This is a genomic window from Pseudomonas sp. LBUM1671 (assembly GCF_059695685.1).
This window is the reverse complement of sequence record NZ_CP166782.1, coordinates 3,353,202-3,377,055: the sequence shown is the minus strand read 5'-3', so window position 1 is coordinate 3,377,055 and position 23,854 is coordinate 3,353,202. Positions and strand designations below refer to the sequence as shown.

Sequence of the window (23,854 nt, the reverse complement as noted above, 5' to 3'; positions counted from 1 at the left end):
CGCTTCAAGATCGAGGATCAAACGCATCGCGTAACGCCTCGCCAATAAACACCAATAAGGAAAGAATCAGCGCCAGGGTGAAAAACGCCGTCAGCCCCAGCCACGGCGCTTGCAGGTTCTGCTTGCCCTGGCCGATCAGCTCACCCAGCGATGCGCTGCCCGCCGGCATGCCGAAGCCGAGGAAGTCCAGCGCCGTGAGGGTGGAGATGGCCCCGGTGAGAATGAATGGCAGGTAACTCAATGTCGCGTTCATGGCGTTGGGCAGGATATGCCGGACGATGACTTTTCGATCCGAAAGGCCCAGTGCCCGGGCGGCCTTGACGTATTCCAGGTTGCGCCCGCGCAGGAACTCGGCGCGCACCACGTCGACCAGCGCCAGCCAGGAGAACAGCGCCATGATCCCCAGCAACCACCAGAAATTCGGTTCGACGAACCCCGACAGAATGATCAGCAAGTACAGCACCGGGAGCCCCGACCAGACTTCCAGCAAGCGTTGACCCAACAGGTCGACCCAGCCGCCGTAATAGCCTTGCAGCGCACCGGCGGCGATACCGATCAACGCACTGACCAAGGTCAGCATCAACGCAAACAGGATCGACACCCGCGCACCGAAAATCACCCGGGCCATGACGTCCCGGGACTGGTCGTCGGTGCCCAGCCAGTTGACGCTGGAGGGCGGGCTCGGCGCCGGTTTATTGAGTTCATAGTTGGGCGTGTCATCGCTGAACGGGATTGGCGGGAACAGCATCCAGCCGCCGTCCTTGTGAATCAGCTTCTGCACGTAGTCGCTGCGATAGTCAGCCTGGAACGGCAGTTGCCCGCCGAATTCCTGCTCGGTGTGGCGCTTGAATACCGGGAAGTACCACTGCCCCTGATAACTGACCACCAGCGGTTTGTCGTTGGCGATCAACTCGCCGCCCAACGTCAGCAGAAAAAGGCCTATGAACAGCCACAGCGACCACCAGCCCCGGCGGTTTTTCTTGAAGCGTTCGAAGCGGCGGCGGCCTAACGGCGAGAGCTGGAACATCAGGCGTTCCTCGCGGCGAAGTCGATACGCGGGTCGACCAGGGTGTAGCACAGGTCGCCGATCAGTTTTATCAAGAGCCCGAACAGCGTGAAGATAAACAGCGAGCCGAACACCACCGGATAGTCCCGGGACACGGCGGCTTCATAGCTCATGCGCCCCAGGCCATCGAGCGAGAAAATTACCTCGATCAGCAGCGAGCCGGCGAAGAACACGCTGATAAACGCCTGGGGAATCCCCGACACCACCAGCAGCATCGCATTACGGAACACATGGCCGTACAGCACGCGTCGTTCGCTCAAGCCTTTGGCCCGTGCGGTGACCACGTATTGGCGTGTGATTTCATTGAGGAACGAGTTCTTGGTGAGGATCGTCAGGGTGGCGAAACCGCCAATCACCAACGCCGTCACCGGCAGCACCAAGTGCCAGAAGTAGTCGGCGATTTTGCCCACGGTCGACAGCGATTCGAAGTTGTCCGAGACCAGCCCGCGCACCGGGAACCAGTTCAGCGAGGTACCACCGGCGAAGACCACGATCAGGAACATCGCGAACAGGAACGCCGGCATCGCGTAGCCGATGATGATCGCGGTGCTGCTCCAGATATCGAAATGACTGCCATGGTGCACGGCCTTGCGGATGCCCAGCGGGATCGACACCAGATAGGTGATCAGCGTGGCCCAGAGCCCGAGGGAAATGGTCACCGGCATTTTTTCCAGGATCAGGTCGGTGACGGTCGCACCGCGGAAAAAACTTTTACCGAAGTCCAGGCGCGCGTAGCTGGTGAGCATCAGCCACAGGCGTTCGTGCGCGGGCTTGTCGAAGCCGTACTGCTTTTCGATGTCCTTGATCAATTGCGGGTCGAGGCCGCGACTGGCCCGGGAGGTGCCCGACATGGTTTCCCCGGAGCCGCCGCCGACACTCGCGCCGCCGATGCCTTGCAAGTGCGCGATGGCCTGTTCCACCGGACCGCCCGGTGCGGCCTGGACGATGATGAAGTTGACCAGAAGAATGATCACCAGCGTCGGGATGATCAGCAGCAGGCGCCGCAGTATGTAAGCCCACATCAATGCGGCCCTCCGGGTTTGCCACGGCGGATTTTCTCGGCCGTCATCTGCTGGTTGGTCAGCGGCGTGGAGCTCACCTCCCACCAGCTTTCGATGGCTTCGTCATTGCTGGCCTGCTCGTTGGGCATGCCGAAGCGGTTCCACCACACCGTCGAAGTGCCCGGCGGGTAATAGTTGGGAATCCAGTAGTAGTTCCATTGCAGCACCCGGTCCAGCGCATGGGCGTAACGCAGCATTTCTGGCTGGGTGTTGGCGCGCACCAGCCCGTTGATCAGCGTATCGACCGCCGGGTTTTTCAGCACCATGTAGTTGTTGGCGCCGGGGTCGTTGGCCGAGATCGAGCCGAAGTAGTTGAACAGCTCGCCACCGGGGGAAGTGGTGACCGGATAGCCGGTGACGATCATGTCGTAGTCGCGGCTCATCAGGCGATTCACGTACTGAGAGGAGTCGATGCGGCGGATGTTCAGGTCGATGCCGATCTGTTTCAAGGTGCGCTTATACGGCAATAGCAGTCGGTCCATGCCGTTCTGGCTGACCAGAAAGGTGAAGCTCAGCGGCGTGCCTTCGGCGTTGACCAGTTGGTCGCCATCGGGTTTCCAGCCGGCTTGCTCGAGCAGGTTCAGCGCCAGCAGTTGCTTGTCGCGAATCAGGCCGCTGCCATCGGTTTTCGGTGCTTCGAAGACTTGGGTGAAGACCTCGTCGGGGATCTGCCCACGCAGTGGCTCGAGAATCGCCAACTCGCCGGCATCCGGCAGTTTGCGGGCGGCGAGGTCGGTGTTGGAAAAGAAGCTCTGCTGGCGGATGTACAGGTCGCGCATCATCTGCCGATTGCTCCACTCGAAATCCCAGAGCATGGCCAGGGCCTGGCGCACGCGGCGGTCGTGGAACATCGGGTTTTGCAGGTTGAAGACAAAGCCCTGGGCCGATTGCGGGGCTTCTTTGGCCAGATGCGCTTTTTGCAGTCGACCATCGCTCAGGGCCGGGCTTTCGTAGCCGATCGAGTAGCCGGTGGCGGAGAATTCGCGGTTGTAGTCATAGGCGCCACCCCGCAGGACCTGGCGTGCGACGTCGGTGTCGCCGAAGTACTCGATGCTGAAATGATCGAAGTTATAGAGGCCGCGGCTGACCGGCAGATCCTTGCCCCACCAGGTGGCGTTGCGCTCGAAGGTGATGCTGCGACCGGAATCGACCTTGCCCACTTTGTACGGGCCGCTGCCCAGTGGTGCTTCATAACCACCGCCATTGGCGAAGTCACGGGTCTTCCACCAGTGTTCGGGAAATACCGGCAAGGTGGCGATATCGAGGGGCAGGGTGCGGTTTTCGTTGCTTTTGAAGTCGAACCGAACCGTCAGCGGCGCTTCGACTTCGACGCCTTTGACGTCGGCGAACTGGGTGCGATAACGCAGGCTGCCCTGGGTCATCAGCAGGTCAAAGGTATAGCGTACGTCCTGGGCTGTGATCGGGGTGCCGTCGGCGAAACGCGCCTTTGGGTTCAGGTAGAAGCGCAGGGACATGCCGTCCTCCGAGCGCTCCATCTTCTGTGCCACCAGACCGTAGACGGTGTAGGGCTCGTCCAGCGAACGCTGGGCCAGGGGCGAGTAGAGCAAACCGTCGATTTGCGTGACGCCGATGCCTTTGTCGATGTACGGCAGTATATGGTCGAAATGCCCGATCTCGATGGCGGAGCGACGCATCGTGCCGCCCTTGGGGGCTTGCGGGTTGGCGTAGGCAAAATGACTGAAGCCGGCGGGATACTTCGCCGGTTCGCCGTACACGGTCAACGCCTGTTGCGGTGCAGCATTCACACCGGTGGCGCCCAACAGCAGGGCCACGGCAGTGAACAACAAAGTGGGGAAAGCCAGTCGCATTGTCAGCCTTAGAGCCGGGTGATCGATAACCGCAATTTGTACGCTAGCGGCGCGTCCCTCGCCAGCCGTATTACTAACCGAAACACAACGGCCCACCAAAAGGTGGGCCGTCATACACAAAACCAGGGCGCTGATCAGTCCTGGCGGCTGGTCACTTCCAGCAGGTGATAACCGAACTGGGTCTTCACCGGGCCTTGCACTACGTTGATAGGTGCGCTGAAGACGACGGTATCGAACTCTTTGACCATCTGGCCTGGACCGAACGAACCCAGGTCACCACCTTGGCGGCTGGATGGGCAGGTGGAGTTGGCTTTGGCAACTTCGGCGAAATCGGCGCCGCCTTCGATCTGGGCTTTGAGTTCGTTGCACTTGTCTTCAGAGGCAACCAGGATGTGACGGGCAGTGGCTTTAGCCATGGAAGAATACTCCTTTCAATGTTCAGTAAAGTGCGGAGCCTACCGGATTCAGTGGGCTATTTCTCGTCAAAGTTCCGCACGGATTATAGGCCAGCCTTTCTCAGGCGCTCGGCGTGTTGCACATACAAGGTAATCGGGTCGATGCCCTTGCGCAGTGCCCCGGCGGTTTGGCTGAGGCTGTCCAGATGATCCAGCGGATAGTCGGAGCGGATAACTTTGCCCAGATGGGAGCTGTAGCGGCCAACCATGCCGTCATTCTGCTCTGCTTCGGTGGTGAAATAGCGCGAAAAGGCCTGGAGGAAACCGTGCAGCGGATCGATCGCATCCAGCCCTTTGTCCAGGAGATCGCCCTGCAATATCCCGCTCCAGGAGTAATAGCGCACCCCGTTAACCAATTCGCGGCCCTTGCCACCCCAGGTTTTCGGCAGCCCTTGTGGGTACTTGTCGTTAAAAGCGCCCACACCTTCGGTGGTCAACGCATTCAGCGCGGCGACGGCATTTTGCGGCAGGGCCTGGTGGCCGCTGAGCAACGACACAAAGTCCGCAAACAGCGTTGCAACCGTGGATGCGACGTGTTCCGGCAGGCGCCCGGGTGTCAATGCCTTGCGCAGGAAGTCGGCCAGTTCCGAGCCGTGGTTCGGGCCGCTCACCGAAGTTACAGACGCGATGATCTCCGGCGCGATGGCCGCAGCGTAACGCGCCGCAAGGGCGCCCTGGCTGTGACCGATCAGGTTGACTTGCCGAGCGCCGGTTCCTTCCAGCACCCGTTCGATCTGTGCCAACAGTTGGTCGCCGCGCACTTCGTTGCTATGGGTTGCCGAGAGGTGGGGGACAAACACTCTTGCGCCAGCACTCCTGAGGGCCTGCTTGACGTCATGGAAGAGTTCGACTTTACCAATGCGATCAAAGCCGAAGAGCCCGTGGATCAGCAGGATTGGATACTGAGTGGTTGCATTCCGTAGCATGTTCATTCCTTTTTCTCGGTGGTTCAGAGGTGTGAATATGGGCTCACTCTAAAGCACACCGGCAGCTCGGCGATGTATGAGGAATCCGCTGTAAGCTGATGAAAAAGGTATAGAAAACGTAGGAAAGTTCGAAAGAGCCTGAGGTCCTGTTCGGAATATTTGGACATCTTTTTGTCGTTCGTGGCGCACATCATTGCAACGGCCTACCGTGCGCACGCCGTTTACCTGTAAACCGATTCGCTTTTCAGACGCCCAGCCCTCGATCGAGGGCTGGAAGGTCGGCAGTGGTTATGCCGGTTGCTGGACGCTGTTCTGTGCTCGCAACCGGCCTGCTGCCTGGCGCAGCAGTTGTTCGGTTGCGGTCCAGCCAAGGCAGCCATCCGTTACCGATACGCCGTAGCGCAGCGATGGACTCAATGGCTGGCAGCCTTCGAACAAATGGCTCTCGATCATCATGCCGATCAGCGAGCAATCACCCTGCAGGCGTTGCTCCAGCACATCGTTGAACACGGCGGGCTGGCGCGCCGGGTCTTTGCCGCTGTTGGCGTGGCTGCAGTCAACCATGATCCGTGCCGGGATCTTCAGTTTGGCCAAATCGCTATTTACCTGGGCGACGCTGTCGCGATCGTAGTTCGGCCCGCGATGGCCGCCGCGCAACACCAGATGGGTGTCGGGATTACCTGGGGTTTGAATGATCGCAGGATGCCCCTGGCTGTCGACGCCGAAATGGCGATGCGGGTGGGCGGCCGAACGCATGGCGTCGCTGGCTACGGCGACACCGCCATCGGTGCCGTTCTTGAAACCGACCGGCATGCTCAGGCCGCTGGCCATTTCCCGGTGGATTTGCGACTCGGTGGTGCGGGCGCCGATAGCGACCCAGCTCAACAGATCGTCGAAGTAGCCAGCCGCCATCGGTTGCAGCAGTTCGGTGGCAATCGGCAAGCCGAGGCGCAGCATTTCGCGCATCAGTTCGCGTGACAGCGTCAAACCGCCGGCCATGTCATCGCTGCCATCGAGCTGCGGGTCGTAGGCCAGGCCTTTCCAGCCGACCGTGGTGCGGGGTTTTTCGACGTAGGCGCGCATCACCAGCAGCATTTCATCGCTGACTTCGGAGGCCAGACGAGCGAGATTGGCCGCGTATTCGAGGGCGGACTGGGGATCGTGAATCGAGCAAGGGCCGACGATGATCAGCAGACGGGAATCTTTACCGTTGAGAATCGCACGGACCGCATCGCGGTGATCGGCGACTTGCCGGGTCAGGGCATTGCTGAGGGGCAGTTGCTGTTTGAGTTGCAATGAGCTGGGCAGACGCAGGGTCAGCGCTTCATTGGCAGGGCTCAAGGTGGACAGCGGCAGAGCAGAGACGGACGAGTTCATATTCAGGCTTCCTGGGCTGGCGGCGGGTTCGTTCCCGCGCGCTCGGCCCTACTGGGGTGTTCGACAATTGGCCGGATTGGCTGCGTGTGTGTGCTTGCCACCTGTGGGTGACCGATCGGAGGCGGCAGGCTGTCCCGAGCGGAGGCTGCTAAATCGCCAGGCGGAAAAGCTGTCGTAACGGTAATAAGTGGCGTAGTTCATTTCGTGAATCCTCTGGTTGTCTGGTGTGTCGCTAAAAATGAGTGGGGCTGAAAAAACAAAACCCCCGGTCGGGAGGCCGACCGGGGGTTGAGAATTCTCTGGCGGCGACCCCTTTAAAATGGGCGCCGTGTGGGTATCAGGCGCGCCAGTGGCTAAACCAATACCCAAAATAAAAGCTGACCGGAGCACAAACGTCAGTCGCCCGGGCAGCCGCAACCGAGCGCGGGGCGCTGGCGGTACGAAGCTGTGAGAGGGCGTTGAACATGGTCTGTCTCCAATGAATGCGCCGAGCTTACTAGAGGCCGGTGCGCCGTTTCAATCAGAAAATGCTATCGATGACCGATCCTGTTTTCTATCGCTTGAGCGCATCGGGGTTTATGACACACTTCGCGCTTCGGTCAACGCGTGATGCCACAAGGACAAACCATGACGGCACTGAGCATTGCCGCCCGCGGAGGTTTGAATGACTTTTGACTGGCGTCCGGCGACATCCGGCGACCTTGACTTCGCTCGCGAGCTGACCTGTCGCAATATGCTCCGCTATTACATTCAGAATGATCTGCTCTGGCTGGACGAGGCGTTCGATGTGGCTTGGGCGGGGCGCGAGAGCCGGGTGATCGTGTGCGGCGACTTATCGGTGGGTTATGTCAGTCTCAGTCGCGACGCCAGAGCCTTGTACATCCGCGAATTGCACGTGCTCGAAGCGTTCCAGGGGCAGGGTGCCGGTTCCTGGGCGATCGATCAGGTATTCGCCATGGCATGCAAGGAACGGCGTCCGGGGTTACGCCTGACAGTTTTTGAAACGAATCCAGCCAAGGCGCTTTATGAGCGAAAAGGGCTGAAGGTGGTCGGCCAAGACGAGTGTTTCCTGAGAATGCAGCGCGATGTCGATGAGCTACATCGCTGAAACACGCTGGCGACAAGCCTTTCAAGATGTATTGAAACTTTTTATATAGCGCTTGCCGCTAGGTCTGCCAGTCGCTTTTTGCTAAGGTGTCCGGCAACCCAATAAGACCATATCGCGAGGTGTCTGCTTGATTAGGGTGCTAGTAGTCGATGACCATGATCTCGTTCGTACAGGCATTACACGAATGCTGGCTGACATCGATGGCCTGCAAGTAGTCGGCCAGGCTGAGTCAGGGGAGGAATCCCTGCTTAAGGCGCGTGAGTTGAAACCCGATGTGGTGCTGATGGACGTCAAGATGCCCGGGATCGGCGGTCTTGAAGCCACGCGCAAGTTATTGCGCAGTCATCCGGACATCAAAGTCGTCGCGGTCACCGTGTGCGAAGAAGATCCGTTTCCTACGCGGCTGTTGCAGGCCGGAGCCGCAGGTTATCTGACCAAGGGCGCCGGGTTGCCGGAAATGGTCCAGGCGATTCGCCTGGTCTTTGCCGGGCAACGCTACATCAGCCCGCAGATTGCCCAGCAATTGGCGATCAAATCCTTCCAGCCGACCAACGATTCGCCCTTCGACGCGCTGTCGGAGCGGGAAATCCAGATCGCATTGATGATTGTCGGCTGTCAGAAAGTCCAGATCATTTCCGACAAGCTCTGCCTGTCACCCAAAACGGTCAACACTTACCGTTACCGCATTTTCGAGAAGCTCTCGATCAGCAGTGATGTCGAGCTGACGCTGTTGGCGGTGCGTCACGGCATGGTCGATGCCAGCCTCTGAAAATGACTGAAGTCTTCGATCCAGGCGCTTTTCTGTCCACGGTCAGTGGGCGTCCGGGCGTCTATCGCATGTTCGATAGCGATGCACGTCTGCTGTATGTCGGCAAAGCCAAGAACCTGAAAAATCGTTTGTCGAGCTACTTCCGCAAATCCGGTCTCGCGCCCAAGACCGCTGCGCTGGTCGCCCGTATCGCCCAGGTCGAAACGACCATCACGGCTAACGAAACGGAAGCGTTGCTGCTTGAGCAGACGCTGATCAAGGAATGGCGTCCTCCGTATAACATCCTGCTGCGCGACGACAAATCCTACCCTTACGTCTTTCTCTCGGATGGCCAGTTTCCTCGCCTGAGCATCCATCGCGGTGCGAAAAAGGCCAAGGGCAAGTATTTCGGTCCGTATCCCAGCGCGGGTGCCATTCGCGAAAGTCTGAGTCTGCTGCAGAAGACCTTTTTTGTTCGCCAGTGCGAAGACAGCTATTACAAGAACCGTACGCGTCCTTGTCTGCAATACCAGATCAAACGCTGCAAGGCCCCGTGCGTCGGGCTGGTGGAGCCCGAGGTGTATGCCGAAGACGTTCGCCACTCGGTGATGTTCCTCGAAGGTCGCAGCAATGCGCTGACGGACGAGTTGTCCGCCGGCATGGAAGAAGCGGCGATCAACCTCGAGTTCGAACGCGCGGCCGAGCTGCGTGATCAGATTTCACTGTTGCGCCGGGTCCAGGACCAGCAAAGCATGGAGGGTGGAACGGGCGATATCGATGTGATTGCTGCGTTCGTCAATCCGGGCGGCGCCTGCGTTCACTTGATCAGCGTGCGCGGTGGGCGGGTGCTGGGCAGCAAGAACTTCTTCCCTCAGGTCGGCATCGACGAAGACGTTTCCGAGGTCATGGCGGCCTTTTTGGGGCAGTACTTCATTACCAGTCCCGAGCGCGACTTGCCGAGCGAACTGATCGTCAACGTGGTTCACGAGGACTTCCCGACGCTCATCACAGCCATAGAAGAGTTGCGCGGTCGTGAATTGACCATCAGCCATCGGGTGCGCGGTACCCGAGCGCGCTGGCAACAACTGGCCGTCACCAATGCCGAGCAAGCGTTGGGCGCGAGGCTGGCCAACCGTCAGCACGTCGCCGCACGTTTCGATGCCTTGGCCGAAGTGTTGAATCTGGACGAGCCGCCGCAGCGCCTTGAGTGCTACGACATCAGCCATTCCAGTGGCGAAGCCACCGTGGCGTCTTGCGTGGTGTTCGGTCCGGAAGGCCCGATCAAGTCCGACTATCGTCGTTACAACATTGAAGGCGTTACCCCGGGCGACGACTATGCGGCCATGCACCAGGCCCTAACCCGACGCTTCAGCAAGCTGAAGGACGGGGAGGGCAAGCTGCCGGATATTCTGTTGGTGGATGGCGGCAAGGGGCAGCTGTCGATGGCTCGCGACGTGCTCAATGAACTGGCGGTGCCTGACCTGATTCTGTTGGGCGTGGCCAAGGGCGCGACGCGCAAGGCCGGTTTTGAAACCCTGTACCTCAACGACGCGGCCCACGAATTCACCTTGCGCGGCGATTCCCCCGCGCTGCACCTGATTCAACAGATACGCGACGAAGCCCACCGTTTTGCCATTACCGGTCACCGCGCGCGCCGTGGCAAAACCCGTCGCACCTCGACACTTGAGGGGGTTGCCGGCGTCGGTCCGACACGGCGGCGCGATTTGTTAAAACATTTTGGTGGATTGCAGGAGCTGTCTCGTGCCAGCATCGAAGAGATCGCCAAAGCACCCGGGATCAGTAAAAAGCTCGCAGAGTTGATTTATGCAAATCTGCACAGCGAGTAGAATGCCACCTCACCTCGTAGCCAGTTGTGCCGATGAATATCCCTAATCTGATTACCGTACTACGCGTCCTGCTCATCCCGATCTTTATTTTATTGTTTTACCTGCCTTACCAATGGAGCTACCTGGCCTCCGCCTCGGTCTTCGCATTTGCCGCCGCCACAGACTGGCTGGACGGTTATCTGGCCCGTCGTCTGGAGCAAAGCACACCGTTCGGGGCTTTCCTCGATCCCGTGGCTGACAAGCTGATGGTGGCCGTTGCCCTGGTGCTGCTGGTGCAAGAACACGGCAACCTGTGGCTGACGCTGCCGGCCGCCGTCATCATCGGTCGCGAAATTGTCGTCTCGGCACTGCGCGAATGGATGGCCGAACTCGGCGCCCGCGCTCACGTTGCCGTGTCGAACCTGGGCAAATGGAAAACCGCCGCGCAAATGCTGGCGCTGGTGATCCTGCTGGCTAATCCGTCAGACTTCACCTTCTGGGTCTTGATCGGTTATGCCTTGCTGCTGGTGTCTGCCGGCCTGACATTGTGGTCCATGGTCCAATACCTGCGGGCTGCCTGGCCGCATCTGAAGACCGACGTGGAAAAGAAATAAAACTTTTTTGAATCAAAGGGTTGACGGGGCTTCTGGATTCTATAGAATGCGCCACACCAAGACGCGGGAATAGCTCAGTTGGTAGAGCACGACCTTGCCAAGGTCGGGGTCGCGAGTTCGAGTCTCGTTTCCCGCTCCAAGTTTGTATGCATTTGAAGTCGCGCTACATGACAGCAAATGTTTGAGGCCGAGTAGCAAAATGGTTATGCAGTGGATTGCAAATCCACCTACGCCGGTTCGATTCCGACCTCGGCCTCCACTATAAACAAGCTCCGTAGATCTATGATTTACGGAGCTTTTTTATTTCCGCAGCCTTGCAAGATTTTGTCTTGAAAAGGGTATCTGCGAACTTGCTTCACCGGGACGGGATGTATATATTTCGTCCTCTGTTGCACAAGCCAGACCGCTTCACCGCGCTACCGCCCGAATGGCGAAACTGGTAGACGCATGGGACTTAAAATCCCCCGCTCGTAAGGGCGTGCCGGTTCGATTCCGGCTTCGGGCACCATACATACAAAGGCCTGCATGAGTTTTCTCATGCAGGCCTTTGTCGTTTCTGCTCCGTGATTTTTTGACAGGCCGTCTCGTCGACCTCAAACCTGTTTCTGCCAGACTCCGGTAGCAGCCGTGCGCCGCACATAATCGCTGAAATCTCGCGCTGGCCGGCCCAGTGCGCGCTGAACGCCATCAGACAGTGGTGTGTTGCGTCCGTCGAGCACCGTCGTGAAGAGATACAGCACCAGGTCGATAAGCTCGGCTGGAAGTTGTGCCTGTTCCAGCGCCTGCCGATAGTCATACGGCGTAACAGCGACGAAGCCGATCTCGAGCCCGGTCCCTTGAGCAATCTCACTGACCGCCTCGGCAAACGTCAGCGCGCGAGGTCCGGTCAATTCATAGAGTTGGCGTGAGTGTCCGGGTTGGGTCAGAGCCTCGACGGCAATTTCTGCAATGTCATCCACATCAACGAAGGGCTCCGCGATATTGCCGACGGGCAGGGCCAGTTCTCCCTGAAGAATCGGTTCCAGAAAATGCGCCTCGCTGAAGTTCTGGAAAAACCAGCTGGCCCGCAGGATCGTCCAGTCGACACCACTGTTCTGAATCACGCGTTCGGCTTCTTCCGCTTCGACCTCGCCGCGTCCGGATAGCAGAACCAGTTTGCCGACACCGCTGTTGATGGCCAAGTCGGTGAACGCCCGGACTGTCTCGACGGCACCCGGAACGGCGAGGTCCGGTTGATAGGAAATGTAAACCGCGTGAACGCCATCAAGCGCTGCATCCCAAGTCGCCCGGTCTTCCCAGTCGAAGGGCGGATTCGCATTGCGCGACCCGAGGCGCACAGGCAACCCCAAGGCTTTGAGCTGTTGAGTGACCCTGCTTCCTGTTTTACCGGTCGCACCGAGAACGAGGAAAGTGTCTTGAGCGGATTTCATCGCGTTCATCTCCATCGGTTTAATGTGAGTGATACTCACGTTAAAAAGATGATAATCCCTCACGTTATTTCGTCAACCAACCTTAGAAAGGAAGCCGACGTACGGACACAACCGCTTGGGGGCATCCGTGGCTGGTGCTAAGGTGAGTGCTCGTCATGTTATTAACGGAATCACGCCAGTGCCAAAGAAAGTCGCCGCCGGGCTTGAGCCATCTGTTTCAGAGCCGAGCCGACGCAATCCCACGCAACAACGCAGTCGTGAGCGGCAGGAGCGGATTCTTGCTGTGGCGACTCAACTGATCGCGACCAAGGGCAGCGACCAGGTCAAGATGAGCGAAATTGCCGAGCGCTCGGAGATCTCGATCGGATCGCTTTATCAGTACTTTCCCGACAAGAGCTCGGTCATTCGCACGCTGGCCGAGCGCTATAACGCTGCCAGCCGTCGTTGTATCGAAGAGTCATTGGTGGCGGTTGAGGATGCCCAAGGGTTGGCGGATGCTTTTTCGAACCTGCTGGATCAGTATTACGAAATCGTTCAGGCCGAGCCCGCGATGCGTGATATCTGGTCAGGCATGCAGGCGGACAAGCAGTTGTTGGCGTTGGAGCTGGAGGAGAGTCGTGTGGCGGGCGGAATACTAGCCGATGCGATGTTGCGGGTTTTTCCAGGTCGCGATGCACAGCGGGTTACGGATTGTGCCTTTCTGATCTGGCAACTCGGTGAAGCGACCATGCGCCTGGCCATTTCTTGTGCGCCCGAAGAGGGGAGGAGGTTGTTTGAAGCGTTCAAGCGCATGTCCCTCGCTGAAATCATGGAGCCCGCGAGCATGAATACGCCCGAGGCATCGACAGGACTGGGTCGAGCAAAGTCGACCCAGGTATCGAATCAGCCCTCTAAACAAAAGGCTGGCCAGTAAAACCACGAGGTAATCTTTGCCGCCCGGCCATGGCAGTAAGCCGTTCTACCCAGGCTGCGCGCCAATCATTGGCGGTGTGAGTGACTTTGGCCTTGCGCGCAGCACGGCGTGCTGCATTACGTTCGGCTTTGCGCGCGTCCTTGAACGCGTCGGTGTTTCGGCAGCTTCTGCACTTGACGCGGGTCAATTCGCTGCTTGAGGTGAGATTGCTGCCCTTGTGACCGCAGGCCAGATGCCCGCCAACTTTGAAGTGGGTGACCATGGAACGTCTCCTTCGTGACGTGTGATTGTTTGACCTCCAGCAGCCAGTGACGTTCGCCGGCTGACTGGCGGGCAAAAAAAAGGTCTGCATGCGGGCAGACCAGGGTATTTCTCAAAGGAGTGGTTCACTGTAAGGCGTGTGTTGTGAACATTACGTGAAAAGACGGTCGCAAAAAAAAGCCCAGCGCCAGGCCGGGTGCGGGTGCAACACAAGATAATCAGACAGGCACGAGCACGGTGACGATGAGGTCGCCGTTCATACTCCCTGTATCAGGCCCTTTCTCGAATCGCGCGTCCAGATCGGATCATCTGAACCGCGGAAGAGGGGGATCGACAGGTTTTAACGAAGACAGGGTATTTCGAATCAGTGGCGCGTCTTTCTCGATGTCGTTCAGGCGGTCACGAATTCTGAGGGCTGTCGGGTGCCCTCCTTGATGATCTACCCAGTCGGCAATCTCCTTGCACGCAGCGGCAAGTCGAGCCTGGCGGGAGTCGAGCAGGGTGAGCAGGGTGGTGATGGACTCTTTTTCGGACATGGCAAACACCTCCGTTCAAGAAACCTGGCAAATAGCAGCAAAAAGCCCGCTGTGTGCGAGCTTTCTGCCGATGGGGTCGCTGTTCCTTCAGCTGATTTCAGTATAGACCCGGACTTCAGGCTTGTCGGGCCGTCACTTGTGACTTGGCATTGAGCTGCAGGCATTTACGTTGGGCATCTTCTTCACAATCGTAGTCGTCACCGCAGAAGCCCAAGGTGCGGGTGTCGAAGATTCGATAAAACTCCGCCGCGTCGGGTGGTGGGTGGCCGGCTTCTCCGGCCCGGCGGCCATGAATGATGATCTTGTTGCAACGCTTCACAACGAAAATGTCTTCCATGGCGTCACCGCAGCTGATTCATGTCCACATCAACTATAGAAGTTCCTGGCGATCGTGCAAAAAATGGGCGGGTCATTTCGTCGATTCGGCCGCCTCGATCATCTTCTCCAGATACATGGCGAGCCCGACTTCCTGTGCCCTGAGCCCTTTACGCAGTCTCGGCCGCGGCAGTTGGGCCAAGGCACCGAGCATGAAGCCTTCAACTACCGCCGGGTGGATGTAGCACTTGCGGCACACCGCCGGGGTGTTGCCGAGTTGCCTGGCGACATTCTTGACCATCTCCACCACATGCCGTTTTGCGTCCGATTCGGGTTCCCACTGCAATTCGCGCAGCACCGACAATGCGAGCGCGCTGCCCGCCCAGGTGCGGTAATCCTTGGCCGTGAAGTCAGCACCGGTGAGGGTTTGCAGGTAGGCGTTGACGTCTGAGGAGCTGACGGTATGGCGCTCGCCATTTTCGTCCAGGTACTGAAAGAGGTCTTGCCCGGGAATTTCCAGGCAGCGCTTGATGATTCGCGCCAGGCGCCGGTCCTTCACGGTGATCTGGTGCTCGACCCCACTCTTGCCGCGAAACTGGAACAGGATCGCGCTGCCGTTGACCTCGACGTGACGGCTGCGCAGGGTGGTCAGGCCATAGGAGCGATTTTCCCGGGCGTACTGCGTATTGCCGACGCGGATCAACGTCGCATCGAGCAAAGTAATGACGGTCGCCATGACTTTGTCCCGGCTGAACCCCGGAGCGTCCAGCAGGGTTTCAAGCTGTTTGCGCAGTTTCGGCAGCGCCAGCCCAAAGTCCCGAAGGCGCGAGTATTTGTCGGCATCGCGCACTTCGCGCCAGCGTGCGTGGTATCGGTATTGCTTGCGACCGCGAGCATCACGCCCGGTGGCTTGTAGATGGCCGCGCGGATCGGCGCAGATCCACACATTGGTATAGGCCGGCGGCACGGCGAGGGCATTGATGCGCTTGATTTCGTCTGGATCGGTAATGCGCTGGCCCGCGGGATCGAAGTAGCAGAATTTGCCACGCAAGCGCTTGCGGGTGATTCCAGGCTGCGTGTCGTCGACATAATGCAGGTCGGGTGGCAGCACATCGGGCAGCGCGGTATCGGACATGGCGAGAAATCCTTGGCAACGAAGTCAGGGGGCCTGTACAGCCATTGACCGCGCCCGTTCGCCGTGGTGCCGACAGATTTACGCCAGGACGGCCACCGCTTTGATCTGCGCCCAGAGTTGCTGGCCGGGGTGCACGCCCAACTGGTCCCGGGAGTAGCGGGTGATGCGTGCCAGCAGGGGCGTCCCGGCGGCATTCAATCGGATCAGCACGTGGGCGGCGTTGTCGGCGCCGATTTCACTGATCACCGTCACCGGCAAGCGATTGAGGATGCTGCTGTGCTCGACGCCTTGCAGGCTCAGGCTCACATCACGCGCCTGGACCTTGCAGCGCAATGCCTGGCCCGGAGTCATCGGCGCATGCGTCACGCGAATACTCATGTTGGTATCGGGCAGTTGCAACGTCAGCAATTGATAGTGGGGATCGTAGGCGCTGACATGGCCTTCGATCACCACGCCGGCATCGTCGCCCAGCGCCAGGGGCAAATCGAGACGCGCCAGGGTTTCGCCGATGGGGCCGCTGGCCAGCGCCTTGCCGTCGCTGAGCAGGACGATGTGGTCGGCGAGGCGGGCGACCTCATCCTGCGAGTGGCTGACGTAGAGCACCGGGATGTCGAGTTCATCGTGCAGGCGTTGCAGGTAAGGCAGGATTTCGTTTTTACGCTGACTGTCCAGCGCCGCCAGCGGTTCATCCATCAGCAGGAGTTTGGGGCTGGTGAGCAACGCGCGGGCGATGCCGATTCGCTGCCGTTCACCGCCGGACAGGTGCTGCGGATGGCGGTCCAGCAGATGACCAATGCCCAGCAGTTCGGTGGCATGCGCCATGTCGACCCGGCGTTGTTGCTTAGGGATGCGCTTGAGGCCGAACTCCAGATTGGCGAGCACCGACAGGTGAGGAAACAGGCTCGCTTCCTGAAACACATACCCCAGCGCACGTTTATGCGGAGGTACGAAAATGCCCTTGTCGCTGTCCTGCCAGACTTCATCGTTGACCTGGATAAAGCCCTGCTCAGCCCGCTCCAGGCCAGCAATACAGCGCAGGCACGTGGTCTTGCCCGAGCCGGAGTGACCGTAAAGTGCAGTCACCCCACGGCCTGGCAGTTGCAGATCCACCTCCAGGGCGAATCCCGAAAAACGCAGTTTCAGACGCGTATGAATCATCGATCAGCTCCAGCCTGTTTTGGTTTTCCGACTGGAATAGAGCGCCAGCAACACGACAAAGGAGAACACCAGCATCGCCCCGGCCAGCCAATGGGCCTGGGCGTATTCCATGGCTTCAACGTGATCGTAGATCTGCACCGAGACCACGCGGGTCTTGTCGGGAATGTTGCCGCCGATCATCAGCACTACGCCGAACTCGCCGACGGTGTGGGCGAAACCGAGAATGGCCGCGGTGATGAAGCCGGGTCGAGCCAGCGGCAGGATCACGCTGAAGAAGGTGTCCCAGGGATTGGCGCGCAAGGTTGCGGCCACTTCCAGTGGGCGAGTACCGATGGCAGAAAAAGCGTTTTGCAGCGGCTGGACCACGAAAGGCATCGAATACAGCACTGAACCGATCACCAGCCCCGCGAAACTGAAGGTGAGCGTGCCGAGCCCCAGCGACTGGGTGAATTGGCCGACAAAGCCGTTCGGGCCGAGCGCCAGCAACAGATAAAAGCCAATCACTGTGGGCGGCAAGACCAGGGGCAGGGCGACGATCGCCCCGACCGGGCCACGCAGCCAGGACTGGGTGCGCGACAGCCATAACGCAATCGGAGTGCCGATGATCAGCAGGATAACCGTCGTCAGGGACGCCAGTTTCAGAGTCAGCCAGATGGCGGAAAAGTCGGCACTCGTCAGCGTCATTTAGAGTTGATAACCGTAGGACTTGATGACAGCGGCAGCTTTCGGCCCCTTGAGGTAGTCAACCAACGCCTTGGCAGCCGGGTTGTCCTTGCCCTTGTTGAGGATCACCGCATCTTGTTTGATCGGGTCGTGCAGGTCGGCCGGAACGATCCAGGCCGAACCACCGGTGACTTTGCCGTCTTTGTAGATCTGCGACAAGGCCACGAAGCCCAGCTCAGCATTGCCGGTGGAAACGAACTGATAGGCCTGCGTAATGTTCTGGCCTTCAACGATCTTGTCTTTGACCTTGTCGGTCAGGCCCTGCTTCGCCAGCACTTGAGTGGCGGCCAGGCCGTAAGGCGCCGCTTTCGGATTGGCGATGGAAAGGTGCTTGTACTCGTTCGCTTTCAGCACATCACCCTTGGCATCGACGTAACCTTCCTTGGCTGACCACAACGCCAGTGTGCCGATAGCGTAGGTGAAGCGCGAACCATTGACGGTGTCGCCTTCAGCCTCAAGTTTTTGCGGGATGGTGTCGTCCGCCGAGAGGAGCACTTCGAACGGTGCGCCATTTTTGATCTGGGTGTAGAACTGACCGGTTGCGCCAAAGGAAGTGACCAGTTTATGCCCGGTGGCTTTCTCGAAATCTGCAGCGATGGCCTGGATCGGCGCGGTGAAGTTGGCGGCGACGGCCACTTGGACTTCGTCCGCCTGGGCGGACCCGAAGGCGAATACGGCGAGCAGGCTTGCGAGGCGGGTGGGGGCAAAACGTGAGGCACGAATGCTCATGAAACGGCTCCGTTATCGGCAAATGCAACGAGGGGATGGAACGCTGTATAGCGGAATATATAGCGAAATGCCTGCCAACGGAATGTGTCGGTACTGAGATTGCGCACGACCTGTTGCCGGTGGCGAGGGGATTTATCCCCGTTGGGCTGCGAAGCGGCCCCAGCGTCCGTCAACCAGACTAAGTTGTCAGGATTGACGACTGCTTCGCAGCCGAACGGGGATAAATCCCCTCGCCACAAGTTAGCTGCTACAACAACGTGCGCTACCGACGAAGCAATTTGGCCAAGCCTTCCTCCGCCAGCCGCCGAGTCAGCTCCGCCGTCCCCATTTCAACCCCCAACGTGAACGCCTGCCCAGCCCAGAGATTGCTGAAGTCCGCCTCACCTTTCGCCCGCAACGGCATCAACGCTCCGCCAGCCAGCGGGAAGGCCGGTGCTTTATCGCTCATGGGCCCGATTTCGCGCATCACCCGATTGAGAATCCCCCGTGCAGGGCGGCCGGTGAAAAGGTTGGTCACCGCAGTCTCGCTTTCCTTGGCCGTGCGCAATGCTTTGTGGTGAGACGCGCTGACCTTGGCTTCCGGCGTGAACAAGTAGGCCGTCCCCACCTGCACCGCCGAAGCGCCCAACAGAAAAGCCGCCGCAACGCCCCGTGCATCGCTGATCCCGCCCGCTGCAATCACCGGCACCTTCACCGCGTCGACGACCTGAGGCACGAGGGCGAATGTGCCTACCTGGCTGCTCAAGTCATCGCTGAGAAACATCCCGCGATGCCCGCCGGCTTCGTAGCCCATGGCGATGATCGCGTCGCAGCCATGCTGCTCCAGCCAGATGGCTTCTTCGACCGTCGTCGCCGAGGAGAGAATTTTCGCCCCGGTGGCTTTTACGCGATCCATCAAGGATTTTTCCGGCAGGCCGAAGTGAAAGCTCACAACTTCGGGGCGAAATTCTTCGAGCACTTCGCAGGCAGCGTGATCGAAAGGTGCGCGATTGGACACCGGGGTAGGCGCCTCGAAATCGACGCCCAGTTCCCGATAGTACGGCTCCAACAAATTCTTCCAGTCCCGGGCACGTTGCTCATCGGCCGCCGGCGTCTGGTGGCAGAAATAGTTGATGTTGAACGGGCGCTGGCTGTGTTGGCGAATCGTCTTCAGCTCTTCGCGCAACTGCTCGATACTCAGCATTGCGGCGGGCATCGAGCCCAGGCCGCCGGCGTTGCTCGCGGCGATGACCATGGCCGAGCCGGTAGCGCCAGCCATGGGCGCCTGGATGATCGGCAGTTCGATGCCGAGCAGGTCAAGGATGCGGGTGTCTGGCCATTGGCTCATTTCAATGATTCTCCGACGGGTAGAACCGGTTTTTTACCAGCAATGGCTGTCGCAGGGCCAGCCGACTTTTGTATCCGGGAGGTTTTCAGGTCTTCCATAAGCGCGGAAAAAAAGCGTAGCCGCACGTCATGGAAACGCTCGGCGCGTTGGCGGTTTGGCTAAAGTCTTGTACGGCGCGATGTTTCTTTGTGGTATTTCAATGGCCCCACCCCCAGATTGACTCCATTGAGAGGCGATGATGTTCAAAGGTATTTTGATCGACAAAGACGACAGCGGTTACCGGGCGACACTGCAAGAGATCAATGACGACCAGCTGCCCGAGGGTGATGTGACGGTACGCGTGGCGTACAGCACGCTGAACTTCAAGGATGGCCTGGCGATCACCGGCAGCAGTCCGGTGGTCAGGAAATTTCCGATGGTGCCAGGGATCGATCTGGCCGGTACGGTCGAAGTCAGTGATCATCCGGACTACAAGGTCGGTGACCAGGTACTGCTCAACGGCTGGGGTGTGGGCGAAGGGCACTGGGGCGGGCTGGCACAAAAGGCACGCCTCCAGGGTGACTGGCTGATTGCGCTACCCAAGGAATTCACCGCGGCCCAGGCCATGGCAATCGGCACCGCCGGTTACACGGCGATGTTGTGCATCCTGGCGCTGGAACACAACGGCGTCACGCCTGAGCAGGGTGAAGTGCTGGTCACCGGGGCCAACGGCGGCGTAGGCAGTTTCGCCATCGCGCTGCTGAGCAAACTCGGCTATCGGGTCGTGGCATCCACGGGCCGCACCTCCGAGCACGATTACCTCAAGCAACTGGGTGCCAGCGAAATCATCGATCGCGCCACGCTGTCCGCGCCGGGTAAACCGTTGGCCAAGGAGCGTTGGGCTGCGGTGATCGACTCCGTCGGTAGTCACACGTTGGCCAACGCTTGCGCCAGCACCAAGGCCAATGGCACGGTCGCCGCTTGCGGTTTGGCGCAAGGCATGGACTTTCCAGCCTCCGTCGCACCGTTCATTTTGCGCGGCGTGACATTGGCCGGAATCAACAGCGTGACCCAACCCAAAGCCAAGCGGATAGAAGCCTGGAATCGTCTGGCCAAGGATCTGGACTTCGCGTTGCTACCGCTGATCAGCCATGAGATCGGCTTGAGCGAAGCCATCGACGCCGCGCCACGCTTGCTCGCCGGGCAATTGCGCGGGCGGGTTGTAGTTGATGTGAATCGCTGATTAGCGAGTCTCGCGTTCCAGCAACTGGCGCTTGCGTTCTACACCCCAGCGATAGCCCGACAGGTTGCCGTCGCTGCGCACCACGCGATGGCACGGAATCGCTACCGCGATACTGTTCGCGCCGCAGGCCTGGGCCACGGCGCGCACGGCTTTGGGCGCGCCGATACGCTGAGCGATATCGGCGTAGCTGGCGGTGCTGCCCGCTGGAATTTCCCGCAGCGCCTGCCAGACCCGCTCCTGAAACGCCGTACCGCGCACGTCCAGCGGCAAGTCCAGGCCAATCGCCGGCGCCTCGATAAAACCGACCACCTTGGCGATCAGCTGTTCGAACGCATGATCGGCGCCAATCAGATTCGCACGGCGAAACTTGTCCTGCAGATCGCAGACCAGTTGATGCGGATCGTCTCCCAACAAAATTGCGCAAACGCCGCGTTCACTTTGTGCCACCAGAATCGCTCCCAGAGAACACTGGCCGACGGCAAAGCGGATATCGTTGTTCTGGCCCGCCGCACGGTAATCACCGGGCGTCATGCCCAGCAACTGATCGGCCGACTCATAGAAGCGACTGTTGGAGTTGAACCCGGCGTCGTACAAGGCGTCGGTGACCGAACCGCCGTCGGCCAGGCGTTCTCGAACCTTGCGTGAACGATGGGCGGTGGCGTAACCCTTGGGTGTGAGGCCGGTCACGGCTTTGAACACGCGATGAAAGTGAAAGCTGCTCAGGCCCGCTACGTCCGCCAGTTCATTTAACGCAGGCAGGTTTTCCGCGGATTCGATGTGCCGGCAGGCGGCCGCTACGGTTGCCGCGTGTTGTGCGGCGACGTCGCTTTGATCCTTTGTGGCTCGTTTGCTCGGACGATATCCCGCCGCCTGGGCCTGCTCGGCGGTGTCGAAAAATTCGACATTCTGCGGTTTCGGCAGGCGAGCGAGGCTGCTGGGACGGCAATAGATTCCGGTGGTTTTCACGGCGTAGACAAACTGCCCGTCGGCGCTGGGATCTCGTGCAACGACGGCGGCCCAGCGAGGATCGTTTTCGGTGGCGATCCTGGTCGAATGAGTTGTCATGGCTTCATGTCCGTTGACTCGTTTCATGCAGATTAACCATCCGGCAACAGCGCTGCACCCCGAGTCTTGCGGTTGAATTCGAGGGTTTCATCCGGCGGTTCGAAAGGTGAAGTTGATCCGTTGTTCGCCCAGGCGCGGGTGATGGCCGTCCTTGATCGGCAGCACTCCGTGATAACGCAAACGATCGACGCCGCCCCAGACCACGATGTCACCATGCAGCAATGGCACGCGTTGGCTTTTATCGCTGCGTTGAAACCCGCCGAACAGGAAGATGGCAGGCAATCCCAATGACACCGAAACAATCGGAGCGGCGTAGGAACCTTCGTCTTTGTCCTGGTGTAATGACATCTTGGCGCCGGGGACATAACGGTTGATCAGGCAGGAATCAGGAATAAAGTCCGCAAATCCCGCTTCCCGGGCCGCCGCTTGTGCCAATTCGAAAAACACGTCGGGCATCGCGGGCCAGGGTTGTCCGGTCTGCGGGTCGTTGCGTGTGTATTTGTAACCGCTGCGATCCGTGGTCCAGCCCCAGGTGCCGCAACTGCTCAACGCCACCGACATGGTGAAACCGCCCGGCGTGGCCATCTGCCGAAAGGGGGCGGCCGTTAGAATCGCTTCCAGTGCCGGCAGCAACTGATCTATCCACTGCAGGGCAAAGCCGCGCAAGACGTAGGATTGTTCGCCGATTTGCTCGCGCCTGGGTTTCTGTTCGGGCTCGGCATCGGCAAACAGATCGAAGGTGGTCGGGATCATGGGGTCATAACGCATCGTGAAAGATGATTCCAAGGGTATGCCGTTTTCCGCTGTGCAGGCGACTCACGCCGTGTCGCATCGTCACCCGGTAATAGCCGCGAACGCCTTTGGCCGGGCGCTGGCTGACCGCAAAGATCACACCATCGCCTTTCTTCAGGCCGATCACCTGCGGGCGTGACTGCATCCGCGGGCGTTGTTCGGTCAGCACAAACTCGCCGCCGGTAAAATCTTCGTCCGGTTCTGACAGAAGAATCGCCACCTGCAGCGGGAACACGTGTTCGCCGTACAGATCCTGATGCAAGCAGTTGTAGTCCTGCGGGCCATATTGCAGCAATAACGGCGTCGGGCGCTCCTGACCGGCGGCATGGCAGCGTTGCAGGAATGCTTGGTGGCTTTCAGGAAAACGGATCGGCAGGTCCATGCATTCGTACCAGCGATTGGCGATTGGCACGAGACAAGGGTAGAGCGCACTGCGCAGTCGGGCGACCGTGTCCGGCAGCGGGTATTTGAAATACTTGTACTCGCCACGGCCAAAGCCATGACGCGCCATCATCACTTGAGAGCGGAAGGGCGCTGTCTGAGCGTAGAGGGCGCTGATTTCGTTGCACGTCTTTGCACTCAGCAGCGACTTGATGACGGCACAGCCATCCTGATCGAGTTGTTGCTCCAGGGTTGCCCAGTCCAGCGAATCGAAGGTTTGCTCGCTCATCGTGAAACCTCACGGTCCAGCAACTGCCGTTTGCGCTCCATTCCCCAGCGATAGCCGCCAAGGCTGCCATCCTGGCGCAGCACCCTATGGCACGGCACGACAACGGCGATCGGGTTAGCCCCACAGGCATTCGCCACCGCCCGAAAAGCGCCGGGCTGGCCGAGGCGTTGGGCGATATCCAGGTAGCTGGCGGTTTCGCCGACGGGGATTTGCCGCAGGATTTCCCAGACGCGCCGTTGAAATACGCTGCCGGTCAGGTCCAGCGGCAGATCGAGTGCAATGCGCGGGTCGTCGAGGTGGCGCAGGGTTTGCTCCAAGGCCGGCATCAGACTTTCATCGCGCTGCGAAGTTGGCAATCCAGGGAAACGCCGTGCCAGATCCTGCTCGAGCGTGATCAAGTCGTCACCGAGCAACAACGCGCACAGGCCTTCGGCGCTGAATGCCAGTAACAGGACGCCAAGGCTGGAAGTGCCGCTGATGTAGCGAATCGAGGAAGTAGACATGTTCTGACTCCTTAACCAAAGGTCGAGGTGGCCAGTCTAGGGAGCGCCAAGGGAGTGAACACTCC

At 59.5% G+C, this 23,854-nt stretch carries 24 protein-coding genes, 3 tRNA genes and 1 pseudogene; 9 read left to right on the top strand and 19 right to left on the bottom strand.

Annotated elements, in window-relative coordinates; translation table 11 throughout:
* Nucleotides 1-4: 4 nt before the first annotated feature.
* The 6 genes from ACA060_RS15455 to ACA060_RS15430 form a co-directional block, all read right to left on the bottom strand.
* Entirely contained in the window at nucleotides 5-1,027 is a 1,023-nt protein-coding gene (locus ACA060_RS15455; RefSeq protein ID WP_109632029.1) for an ABC transporter permease, read from the bottom strand.
* Nucleotides 1,027-2,088 carry a microcin C ABC transporter permease YejB gene (locus tag ACA060_RS15450; RefSeq protein ID WP_438657734.1) on the bottom strand — a complete coding sequence of 354 codons (1,062 nt, stop codon included), beginning with the start codon at nucleotides 2,086-2,088 and terminating at the stop codon, nucleotides 1,027-1,029. The genes ACA060_RS15455 and ACA060_RS15450 overlap by 1 nt, the downstream gene beginning before the upstream one ends.
* On the bottom strand, nucleotides 2,088-3,956 hold the full coding sequence (locus ACA060_RS15445; RefSeq protein ID WP_497311670.1) for an extracellular solute-binding protein: 1,869 nt from the start codon (nucleotides 3,954-3,956) through the stop codon (nucleotides 2,088-2,090). Before ACA060_RS15445 ends, ACA060_RS15450 begins: the two co-directional genes overlap by 1 nt.
* 134 nt (nucleotides 3,957-4,090) lie before the next feature.
* On the bottom strand, nucleotides 4,091-4,372 hold the full coding sequence (locus tag ACA060_RS15440) for a peptidylprolyl isomerase (RefSeq protein WP_003445034.1): 282 nt from the start codon (nucleotides 4,370-4,372) through the stop codon (nucleotides 4,091-4,093).
* Nucleotides 4,373-4,455: 83 nt separating this feature from the next.
* A complete protein-coding gene (locus ACA060_RS15435; protein WP_497311669.1) occupies nucleotides 4,456-5,337 on the bottom strand; it encodes a lipase family alpha/beta hydrolase in 882 nt (293 codons plus the stop codon).
* A gap of 288 nt (nucleotides 5,338-5,625) precedes the next feature.
* On the bottom strand, nucleotides 5,626-6,714 hold the full coding sequence (locus ACA060_RS15430; protein ID WP_497311668.1) for a 3-deoxy-7-phosphoheptulonate synthase: 1,089 nt from the start codon (nucleotides 6,712-6,714) through the stop codon (nucleotides 5,626-5,628).
* Nucleotides 6,715-7,378: 664 nt separating this feature from the next.
* Here ACA060_RS15430 and ACA060_RS15425 point away from each other — a divergent pair.
* The 7 genes from ACA060_RS15425 (at nucleotide 7,379) to ACA060_RS15395 (ending at nucleotide 11,518) form a co-directional block, all read left to right on the top strand.
* On the top strand, nucleotides 7,379-7,822 hold the full coding sequence (locus ACA060_RS15425; RefSeq protein WP_497311667.1) for a GNAT family N-acetyltransferase: 444 nt from the start codon (nucleotides 7,379-7,381) through the stop codon (nucleotides 7,820-7,822).
* A 127-nt stretch (nucleotides 7,823-7,949) separates the two neighbouring features.
* The gene (gacA, locus tag ACA060_RS15420; RefSeq protein WP_008015884.1) at nucleotides 7,950-8,591 is read left to right on the top strand and encodes a response regulator transcription factor GacA; all 642 of its coding nucleotides are present in this window, start codon (nucleotides 7,950-7,952) and stop codon (nucleotides 8,589-8,591) included.
* Nucleotides 8,592-8,593: 2 nt separating this feature from the next.
* Entirely contained in the window at nucleotides 8,594-10,417 is a 1,824-nt protein-coding gene (gene uvrC / locus ACA060_RS15415; protein WP_109632020.1) for an excinuclease ABC subunit UvrC, read from the top strand.
* A gap of 32 nt (nucleotides 10,418-10,449) precedes the next feature.
* Nucleotides 10,450-11,010 carry a CDP-diacylglycerol--glycerol-3-phosphate 3-phosphatidyltransferase gene (pgsA, locus tag ACA060_RS15410; RefSeq protein WP_109632018.1) on the top strand — a complete coding sequence of 187 codons (561 nt, stop codon included), beginning with the start codon at nucleotides 10,450-10,452 and terminating at the stop codon, nucleotides 11,008-11,010.
* A 63-nt stretch (nucleotides 11,011-11,073) separates the two neighbouring features.
* Nucleotides 11,074-11,149 (top strand) — tRNA-Gly (locus tag ACA060_RS15405).
* 46 nt (nucleotides 11,150-11,195) lie between these two features.
* Nucleotides 11,196-11,269 (top strand) — tRNA-Cys (locus tag ACA060_RS15400).
* A gap of 162 nt (nucleotides 11,270-11,431) precedes the next feature.
* A tRNA-Leu gene (locus ACA060_RS15395) sits at nucleotides 11,432-11,518 on the top strand.
* 85 nt (nucleotides 11,519-11,603) lie between these two features.
* Here ACA060_RS15395 and ACA060_RS15390 read toward each other — a convergent pair.
* Nucleotides 11,604-12,440, bottom strand: coding sequence for an NAD(P)H-binding protein (locus tag ACA060_RS15390; protein ID WP_497311666.1), 837 nt, complete (start codon nucleotides 12,438-12,440; stop codon nucleotides 11,604-11,606).
* 178 nt (nucleotides 12,441-12,618) lie between these two features.
* On the opposite strand from ACA060_RS15390, the gene ACA060_RS15385 reads away from it, so the two are divergent.
* Nucleotides 12,619-13,353, top strand: a complete 735-nt coding sequence (locus tag ACA060_RS15385; protein WP_497311665.1) for a TetR/AcrR family transcriptional regulator — start codon at nucleotides 12,619-12,621, stop codon at nucleotides 13,351-13,353.
* Here the strand turns inward: ACA060_RS15385 and ACA060_RS15380 are convergent.
* The 8 genes from ACA060_RS15380 to ACA060_RS15345 all read right to left on the bottom strand — a co-directional run bounded on the left by ACA060_RS15380 (nucleotide 13,331) and on the right by ACA060_RS15345 (nucleotide 19,537).
* Entirely contained in the window at nucleotides 13,331-13,615 is a 285-nt protein-coding gene (locus tag ACA060_RS15380) for a hypothetical protein (RefSeq protein WP_497311664.1), read from the bottom strand. The genes ACA060_RS15385 and ACA060_RS15380 overlap by 23 nt on opposite strands.
* 304 nt (nucleotides 13,616-13,919) lie before the next feature.
* Nucleotides 13,920-14,150, bottom strand: a complete 231-nt coding sequence (locus tag ACA060_RS15375; RefSeq protein WP_010460746.1) for a hypothetical protein — start codon at nucleotides 14,148-14,150, stop codon at nucleotides 13,920-13,922.
* A 115-nt stretch (nucleotides 14,151-14,265) separates the two neighbouring features.
* Entirely contained in the window at nucleotides 14,266-14,487 is a 222-nt protein-coding gene (locus ACA060_RS15370; protein WP_109631885.1) for a hypothetical protein, read from the bottom strand.
* Nucleotides 14,488-14,559: 72 nt separating this feature from the next.
* Complete coding sequence (locus ACA060_RS15365; RefSeq protein ID WP_497311663.1) at nucleotides 14,560-15,600, bottom strand: DNA topoisomerase IB; 1,041 nt, start codon at nucleotides 15,598-15,600, stop codon at nucleotides 14,560-14,562.
* Between the two features lie 78 nt (nucleotides 15,601-15,678).
* Entirely contained in the window at nucleotides 15,679-16,758 is a 1,080-nt protein-coding gene (gene modC, locus ACA060_RS15360; protein ID WP_497311662.1) for a molybdenum ABC transporter ATP-binding protein, read from the bottom strand.
* 3 nt (nucleotides 16,759-16,761) lie between these two features.
* Nucleotides 16,762-17,442 (bottom strand): molybdate ABC transporter permease subunit, encoded by a 681-nt coding sequence (gene modB / locus ACA060_RS15355; RefSeq protein ID WP_109631879.1) that lies wholly within the window; start codon nucleotides 17,440-17,442, stop codon nucleotides 16,762-16,764.
* Nucleotides 17,443-18,210 (bottom strand): molybdate ABC transporter substrate-binding protein, encoded by a 768-nt coding sequence (gene modA / locus ACA060_RS15350; protein ID WP_497311661.1) that lies wholly within the window; start codon nucleotides 18,208-18,210, stop codon nucleotides 17,443-17,445.
* A gap of 262 nt (nucleotides 18,211-18,472) precedes the next feature.
* Nucleotides 18,473-19,537, bottom strand: a complete 1,065-nt coding sequence (locus ACA060_RS15345; protein ID WP_497311660.1) for an NAD(P)H-dependent flavin oxidoreductase — start codon at nucleotides 19,535-19,537, stop codon at nucleotides 18,473-18,475.
* A gap of 238 nt (nucleotides 19,538-19,775) precedes the next feature.
* Between ACA060_RS15345 and acuI the strand changes: the two genes are divergently transcribed.
* Nucleotides 19,776-20,759, top strand: a complete 984-nt coding sequence (gene acuI / locus ACA060_RS15340; RefSeq protein ID WP_497311659.1) for an acrylyl-CoA reductase (NADPH) — start codon at nucleotides 19,776-19,778, stop codon at nucleotides 20,757-20,759.
* Here the strand turns inward: acuI and ada are convergent, their stop codons facing one another.
* The 4 genes and pseudogenes from ada to ACA060_RS15320 all read right to left on the bottom strand — a co-directional run.
* Nucleotides 20,760-21,824: a bifunctional DNA-binding transcriptional regulator/O6-methylguanine-DNA methyltransferase Ada gene (gene ada, locus ACA060_RS15335; RefSeq protein ID WP_497311658.1), complete on the bottom strand. Its 1,065-nt coding sequence runs from the start codon at nucleotides 21,822-21,824 to the stop codon at nucleotides 20,760-20,762. It abuts the gene before it with no gap.
* 87 nt (nucleotides 21,825-21,911) lie between these two features.
* Complete coding sequence (alkB, locus tag ACA060_RS15330) at nucleotides 21,912-22,592, bottom strand: DNA oxidative demethylase AlkB (RefSeq protein ID WP_497311657.1); 681 nt, start codon at nucleotides 22,590-22,592, stop codon at nucleotides 21,912-21,914.
* Nucleotides 22,582-23,286: a 2OG-Fe(II) oxygenase gene (locus tag ACA060_RS15325; RefSeq protein ID WP_497311656.1), complete on the bottom strand. Its 705-nt coding sequence runs from the start codon at nucleotides 23,284-23,286 to the stop codon at nucleotides 22,582-22,584. The genes alkB and ACA060_RS15325 overlap by 11 nt, the downstream gene beginning before the upstream one ends.
* A pseudogene (locus ACA060_RS15320) lies at nucleotides 23,283-23,567 on the bottom strand (methylated-DNA--[protein]-cysteine S-methyltransferase); the annotation flags it as partial. The gene ACA060_RS15325 and the pseudogene ACA060_RS15320, both read right to left, overlap by 4 nt.
* Nucleotides 23,568-23,854 lie beyond the last annotated feature (287 nt).

Bases quoted from the DNA above. Each gene is read 5' to 3' on its own strand.
- ACA060_RS15455 (WP_109632029.1), bottom strand. From the start codon at position 1,027: ATGTTCCAGCTCTCGCCGTTAGGCCGCCGCCGCTTCGAACGCTTCAAG.
- ACA060_RS15450 (WP_438657734.1), bottom strand. From the start codon at position 2,088: ATGTGGGCTTACATACTGCGGCGCCTGCTGCTGATCATCCCGACGCTG.
- ACA060_RS15445 (WP_497311670.1), bottom strand. From the start codon at position 3,956: ATGCGACTGGCTTTCCCCACTTTGTTGTTCACTGCCGTGGCCCTGCTG.
- ACA060_RS15440 (WP_003445034.1), bottom strand. From the start codon at position 4,372: ATGGCTAAAGCCACTGCCCGTCACATCCTGGTTGCCTCTGAAGACAAG.
- ACA060_RS15435 (WP_497311669.1), bottom strand. From the start codon at position 5,337: ATGCTACGGAATGCAACCACTCAGTATCCAATCCTGCTGATCCACGGG.
- ACA060_RS15430 (WP_497311668.1), bottom strand. From the start codon at position 6,714: ATGAACTCGTCCGTCTCTGCTCTGCCGCTGTCCACCTTGAGCCCTGCC.
- ACA060_RS15425 (WP_497311667.1), top strand. From the start codon at position 7,379: ATGACTTTTGACTGGCGTCCGGCGACATCCGGCGACCTTGACTTCGCT.
- uvrC (WP_109632020.1), top strand. From the start codon at position 8,594: ATGACTGAAGTCTTCGATCCAGGCGCTTTTCTGTCCACGGTCAGTGGG.
- pgsA (WP_109632018.1), top strand. From the start codon at position 10,450: ATGAATATCCCTAATCTGATTACCGTACTACGCGTCCTGCTCATCCCG.
- ACA060_RS15390 (WP_497311666.1), bottom strand. From the start codon at position 12,440: ATGAAATCCGCTCAAGACACTTTCCTCGTTCTCGGTGCGACCGGTAAA.
- ACA060_RS15380 (WP_497311664.1), bottom strand. From the start codon at position 13,615: ATGGTCACCCACTTCAAAGTTGGCGGGCATCTGGCCTGCGGTCACAAG.
- ACA060_RS15375 (WP_010460746.1), bottom strand. From the start codon at position 14,150: ATGTCCGAAAAAGAGTCCATCACCACCCTGCTCACCCTGCTCGACTCC.
- ACA060_RS15370 (WP_109631885.1), bottom strand. From the start codon at position 14,487: ATGGAAGACATTTTCGTTGTGAAGCGTTGCAACAAGATCATCATTCAT.
- ACA060_RS15365 (WP_497311663.1), bottom strand. From the start codon at position 15,600: ATGTCCGATACCGCGCTGCCCGATGTGCTGCCACCCGACCTGCATTAT.
- modC (WP_497311662.1), bottom strand. From the start codon at position 16,758: ATGATTCATACGCGTCTGAAACTGCGTTTTTCGGGATTCGCCCTGGAG.
- modB (WP_109631879.1), bottom strand. From the start codon at position 17,442: ATGACGCTGACGAGTGCCGACTTTTCCGCCATCTGGCTGACTCTGAAA.
- modA (WP_497311661.1), bottom strand. From the start codon at position 18,210: ATGAGCATTCGTGCCTCACGTTTTGCCCCCACCCGCCTCGCAAGCCTG.
- ACA060_RS15345 (WP_497311660.1), bottom strand. From the start codon at position 19,537: ATGAGCCAATGGCCAGACACCCGCATCCTTGACCTGCTCGGCATCGAA.
- acuI (WP_497311659.1), top strand. From the start codon at position 19,776: ATGTTCAAAGGTATTTTGATCGACAAAGACGACAGCGGTTACCGGGCG.
- ada (WP_497311658.1), bottom strand. From the start codon at position 21,824: ATGACAACTCATTCGACCAGGATCGCCACCGAAAACGATCCTCGCTGG.
- alkB (WP_497311657.1), bottom strand. From the start codon at position 22,592: ATGCGTTATGACCCCATGATCCCGACCACCTTCGATCTGTTTGCCGAT.
- ACA060_RS15325 (WP_497311656.1), bottom strand. From the start codon at position 23,286: ATGAGCGAGCAAACCTTCGATTCGCTGGACTGGGCAACCCTGGAGCAA.